Raw genomic sequence first — 5,400 nt, forward strand, 5'->3', positions numbered from 1 at the left:
CGAGTTCTGCCTGGGTTCCCCTCGGGGGTGCCAGTGGTGGTGGGGGAGCTGGTGCTGGCACCATTGATTACCTTGCCAAGTGGGCCACCGGCACTACCTTGGGCAATAGTCAGATCTTCGACAATGGAACAAATGTGGGAGTGGGGACGGCAAGTCCCGGGAGTCGATTGGATGTTGTGGGTGGGGGTATTCGTGTTGGAAATTCAGCGGCGGAGGGATATGCTGAAGTCAAACCCGTTGTTAGTGGCGGGGCATCTGATACGGGGCTAGCTCTTTCTACGATGTGGGGGACACTACAAGAAAGAATGAGAATAACCAATCAAGGTAATGTGGGTATCGGCACGACATCGCCAAATGGTAGATTATCGATTGGCAATAACGTCGCAAACGGTTTTCTGGATAATTACAACGAATATCAGCAGATATTGTATGACGCTGGCACCGCCGGAGCTTCACACGGAATCGGTGTCAAAAATTCAACCATGGTTTTCAATAGCGGTGCTGGTGGTTTTAGTTTCGACCGAGCGGGGAACACAACAGAGATGGCTATCACAACTTTTGGTGATGTTGGCATCGGAACAGTGAGTCCTGCGGCTAAGCTAGATGTTATTGGAAGAGTCAAGGCCAATACCCTTAAATTGGAAGTCGCTACGGTTGCTCCCAGTAGCTGTAGCTTCAGTCTTGCAGACCAAGGTATGATTTTTATGTATCAAAATATAGCGTCAGGGAAAAACACTCCCTGTGTTTGCGCACTGATTAGTGGTGTAGCTAGTTGGTCGCCAATGATTAGTGGCGGTGTTTGCCCGTAGTCTAACCCTTTGACTTAACAATCTCGTCAATCAAGCCGTAGGATTTTGCTTCTTCTGCGCTCATGTAGTAATCACGGTCAGAGTCGCGTTCGACTTGCGTAATTGGTTTACCACTATGTTTGGACAGGATTTTGTTTAACTTGTCTTTAATTTTCAAAATTTGTTTAGCCGTAATAGCGATATCGCTGGCCTGCCCCTCTGTTCCGCCAAGAGGCTGATGGATCATAATTTCAGCGTTTGGTAAGGCGAGACGCTTCCCTTTCTTTCCAGCAGAGAGAATAATTGCGCCGCCAGAAGCCGCGAGACCTACACAAACGGTGGAAACATCGGATTTCACATAGTTCATGGTGTCTAGAATGGCCATCGTTGCCGAGACAGAGCCTCCAGGCGAATTGATGTACATGGTGATGTCTTTCTTTGGACCTTCTGATTCCAAGAATAGGAGTTGGGCAATAATAATGTTGGCGGTGTGATCGTCAATTGGACCGCCCAAGAAGATGATTCGCTCTTTCAGAAGCCTAGAGTAAATGTCGTAGGCCCTCTCCCCGAAGGGGGACTTTTCAATCACTGTTGGTATAAGCATGGTGGCGATTATATCTGATTTTCCAAAAACTTCCAAACTGTTTCTACGAGCAGTACTTCATTAACATAATGACGCAGACGCTCCTCCGGCGTATCTTTGTAGTGTTCTTGAAGGTGTTTTACTTCTTTTTCGACTTCCGCCGTTTCTGGTGTAAGTTTTTCTTCCTTAGCGATTTCTGCTAGAACCAGACCAATTTTCAGGCGTTTCTGGGCTTCATTGTTCCAGTCCTTCTTCAGGTCAGAGATTTCCTTCTTGATATGTTTTAGATAATCTTCAAACTTGAGACCCATTTGGCTGATTTGAGCTTTCATTTCTTCCGCCATTTTGTCTAATTCGGTCTCGATTAAAACTTTTGGTAAATTAATGGTTGTGTCGGTGATAATTCCTTCGGCAATTTTCAACCGTCTTTTCTCTCGAGCTTGTCGTTCTTTGAATTGTTTCAGACTGGTTTCCAGCTTTTCTCTCGTCTCGCTGGGGTGTGTCTTTGTCATTTCCTCGATTTCCTTATCCTCAATTTTGATTTCTTCCGTTGGTTGAGAGTTTACCTCTTTCGCGATTTTCTTGTAATCAGGTAAGGTGAAACTTGGTTTAATGGCCGTTTTAATTTTAAATCCGAGAGGGTTACCCGGCGCGAGCTTCGTGAGGGTAATCGCTGGCCGGCCAATCGCGTCAATTTTCTTATCCCGTAAGATTTCGGGGTAAATTTTTTGCAGGGCCAGTTCCGCCATTACGAGCAGAATTTTTTCCTCACCCAGTTTTTCTGTCAAGACTTTTTCAGGAATATGACCAGTGCGAAAGCCATCCAACTTGGTTTCGTTGTTTAATTGCTTAAGCGCGACCAAACGGAACGCCGTGAAGCGTTCCGTTGGAATTTCTCCCTCGAGATCGATCTCGCTCTCGGGTAAATTGTTTACTTTGATTTCCACTAGAGTCCGGCGTTCAAGGTTTCTAGATCTTGCGAAAGCTTGTCTGCCTCGGCAGAAATGTCTTCGGCTGCCATATCAAGCGATTCTTGAGTGATCGGTGCCTTAGGGGTCGTGACTTCTTCTGGATTGTCTGTTGGTGCGGTAAGGGTTTCGGGTGCAGTTGCTTTCTGACTAAAGAGATAAACAGCTCCGACGATAAGGATAATCACGACGATTATTGAGCCAATGAGTGAGCCGCTAGAACTGTTATTTACTGTTGGATTGTCTCCGTTCATGGTTTTATTGATTAATTAATAATTTAGTTAACTCTTTCGGGGATAGTGTCAACGGCTGGCGTCGTTGGGGCACTTGGCTCGTTGGTAGAAGACTGGATAGGGGGGAGCGGTTTTGCCGTTTCTCGGATTAACTGGACTAGTTCCCGTGTCTTCTGGGCTACCGTTTTGGTAAGGTCGGTAACATTTTTAATGGCCTCACGAATGGTCTTGATGTTGTCTGATGTAAGCTTATCTGCATCAGCCACGGTGCCGATTTTGTTTGGCAGATTTGCGAGGGCCGTCTTGGCGGTATCGAGAGCGGTTCTAGCTTCCGTTTCTGCTTTTCGGGCCTTACTCATATCTGCGCCGCGCCCTTCTAATTGTTCAATGTACTTACCAACCCGAGATAGGAGTTCGTCAATTCGGGTGAGGGATTTGCCGATTCTCTCTGTCACCAGACTAAGGTGCTTGCTTAGACGGTCTTCACGCTTATCTTGGCGTTCAATTTGCCTGTCTTCCCGTTTGTCTTTGCGATCTTCGCGTCTTGTCTCCATCTGCTTTTTTAATTCATCCAACTTATTCATTTGCTCTGGCTTGGTGTCGTCAGATGGTTTTGTTTTAAGGGCGCTTTCTTGGGCACTGGCCAGGGTAGGCAGAACCAAGATTGCCGCCAGAAACAATACGATTGCTTTTTTCATGATAAAACTAAATTATTAAACTGATAATTCTCTATCCCTATTTATAGCATAACTACTCCTGACCTTCCAACCTCACGAATTTTCCATCTTTGATCACCTGAACTTTGACCATTGAACTATTTACCAAATTTTTCTTTGTACAGTTGACAACCGCGGGCGAAAGCTTTCTCGGCTTCCGTCTTGTTGCCGAAACCGCTGATTTCCACGACCTTGTTCTGTAACTGTTTGTATGTCAGATAGAAATGTTTAATCTCCTTCAGGGTGTGAGGATTGATGTCGGGCAGATCCTGGACATTAGCCCAGCGGGGATCGTCCACTGGTACGGCGATGACCTTGTCGTCCGCGTCGCCGGAATCAATCATGTTCATAATTCCAACTGGTCGCGCGCGCATCAAGAGGCCTGGCAGGAGGGGGTAAGTGGTGAGAATAATCACATCGACTGGATCATTGTCGTCCCAGAGTGTCTGGGGGATGAAACCATAATCGCAAGGAAAATCTTGGGCGGAATAGAGGACACGATCTAGGGCGATTAGACCTGTTTCTTTGTCAATTTCATATTTATTTTTAGAACCGCGATTGATTTCCACAATCACATTCATTTTGTCGGCTGTTCCTGGGGTGATGTCGTGCCAAAGGTTAGTTTTCATGGCTTGATTGTAGCGTAGCTTGAGCTACTTGACAAATAATAAGAGGCTGGGAATCTTTACTCAGTTTCGGTCTTTATTTCTGGTTCAGTCATTGCTTCAGCCTCTTTCTCAACGGGTTTTGATTCCTGGGTTGGCATTGACGGTGGTGGGATAATGTCGATTTTCCAACCAGTTAGTTTGGCGGCGAGACGGGCGTTTTGCCCGCCACGGCCAACCGCGAGGGAGAATTGGTCGGCATCTACTTCAATTTGAGCTCGGTTTTCTTCGGTAAAAAGGGTTACGGTATTAATTTTTGCTGGTGAAAGCGCGCTTCGGATGAATTCTTCCACGCTATCTTCCCATTCAATTATGTCGATTTTTTCGCCACCAAGCTCGCTAATAACGGTGTTGACGCGCACGCCACGTTGACCTACACAGGAGCCAACTGGGTCGATATTCGGGTCGGTAGAATGGACGGCGATTTTGGTTCTGGCGCCCGGTTCACGGGCGATCGCCTTGACCACCACCTTGCCACTGGCGATTTCAGGGGCTTCCACGGCGAAAAGTTGCTCCACAAACTTGGGGTGGGCACGAGATAGCCGCAGGTTGATACCTCGGGGTGTTTCCTCGACGGAGTAAAGATAGGCCTTAAGGCGCTCACCTTGACGATAGTATTCGCCGGGGATTTGCTCTTCGCGAGACAGGAGACCGGTTGTACGTCCGAGGTCAACAAAAACGTTGCCACGCTCCATCTTTTGGACCTTGCCATTTACAATCTCGCCCTCACGTCCCTCGTATTCAGCCAGGACCGAATATTTCTCGGCCTCTCGTAATCTTTGGATAATAACCTGTTTTGCTGTTTGAGCGGCAATCCGACCGTAGTCTTCCTTGGTTTCGAGAGGAAAGGTTAATTCATCTCCTGGTTCGGCGTCCGATCTTATCTTTCTGGCGTCTTCCAGCATAAGATGATGCTCTGGGTTGAAATGAACTTTCTTATTTTCCTCTTGTCCGCTCGTGCCTCCATCCTCTGGTGCTTCTTCATCTTCATTGAGTAGCATCTCTTTGTCAACCACGATCTTTACCTGACAGAAGTCAACCTTACCTGAACTGTAGTCGAGTTTTGCCTGGACGATCTGGTCTTTTTTACCGTAGTCTTTTTTATACGCAGCAATAAGCGCGTCCTCAATAGCGCTTAGGATTTTCTCTTTAGGAATTCCACGCTCTTCCTCTAGCTGTTCTAGGGCCGAGCGCATTGTTTTTAAGTCCATCATATTTTTTTAATAAAAATGGTCGTTCCGTAACCGGACGACCGAACTTAGTCATTGTATATCTAAGGTTATCAACAGTCAAGTTTGTTTTTTTTGATGTTACAATCTTCCCATGAAACCCCTCTTTCTCCTCCTCCTCGCTTTTCTCCTCTCCACCAACCTCACTTACGCCGCTTGGGAACTGCCAACGGCCACCCCACCAAACGGCAACCCTGATGTCCCCGTGAACACTGGTC

General features: G+C 46.9%; 7 protein-coding genes. 1 reads left to right on the top strand and 6 read right to left on the bottom strand.

Translation table 11 applies throughout. The annotated features are described in order from the left end of the window. The coding region (locus IT398_02940; GenBank protein MCC6290996.1) for a hypothetical protein at positions 1 to 809 on the top strand (809 nt) is incomplete at its 5' end. Position 810: 1 nt separating this feature from the next. Here IT398_02940 and clpP read toward each other — a convergent pair. The 6 genes from clpP to nusA all read right to left on the bottom strand — a co-directional run bounded on the left by clpP (position 811) and on the right by nusA (position 5,149). Next, entirely contained in the window at positions 811 to 1,392 is a 582-nt protein-coding gene (gene clpP, locus IT398_02945; GenBank protein MCC6290997.1) for an ATP-dependent Clp endopeptidase proteolytic subunit ClpP, read from the bottom strand. 8 nt (positions 1,393 to 1,400) lie between these two features. Next, positions 1,401 to 2,318, bottom strand: coding sequence for a hypothetical protein (locus tag IT398_02950; GenBank protein ID MCC6290998.1), 918 nt, complete (start codon positions 2,316 to 2,318; stop codon positions 1,401 to 1,403). Next, positions 2,318 to 2,593 (bottom strand): hypothetical protein, encoded by a 276-nt coding sequence (locus IT398_02955; protein MCC6290999.1) that lies wholly within the window; start codon positions 2,591 to 2,593, stop codon positions 2,318 to 2,320. Before IT398_02955 ends, IT398_02950 begins: the two co-directional genes overlap by 1 nt. Positions 2,594 to 2,616: 23 nt before the next feature. After that, positions 2,617 to 3,270, bottom strand: coding sequence for a hypothetical protein (locus IT398_02960; GenBank protein MCC6291000.1), 654 nt, complete (start codon positions 3,268 to 3,270; stop codon positions 2,617 to 2,619). 116 nt (positions 3,271 to 3,386) lie between these two features. Continuing rightward, positions 3,387 to 3,917 (bottom strand): inorganic diphosphatase, encoded by a 531-nt coding sequence (locus tag IT398_02965; protein ID MCC6291001.1) that lies wholly within the window; start codon positions 3,915 to 3,917, stop codon positions 3,387 to 3,389. A gap of 56 nt (positions 3,918 to 3,973) precedes the next feature. Then, complete coding sequence (gene nusA, locus IT398_02970) at positions 3,974 to 5,149, bottom strand: transcription termination/antitermination protein NusA (protein MCC6291002.1); 1,176 nt, start codon at positions 5,147 to 5,149, stop codon at positions 3,974 to 3,976. Positions 5,150 to 5,400: the final 251 nt, after the last annotated feature.

Source organism: Candidatus Nomurabacteria bacterium (genome assembly GCA_020847275.1).
Classification (GTDB): Bacteria; Patescibacteriota; Minisyncoccia; order Phycocordibacterales; family JACOZG01; genus JADLCI01.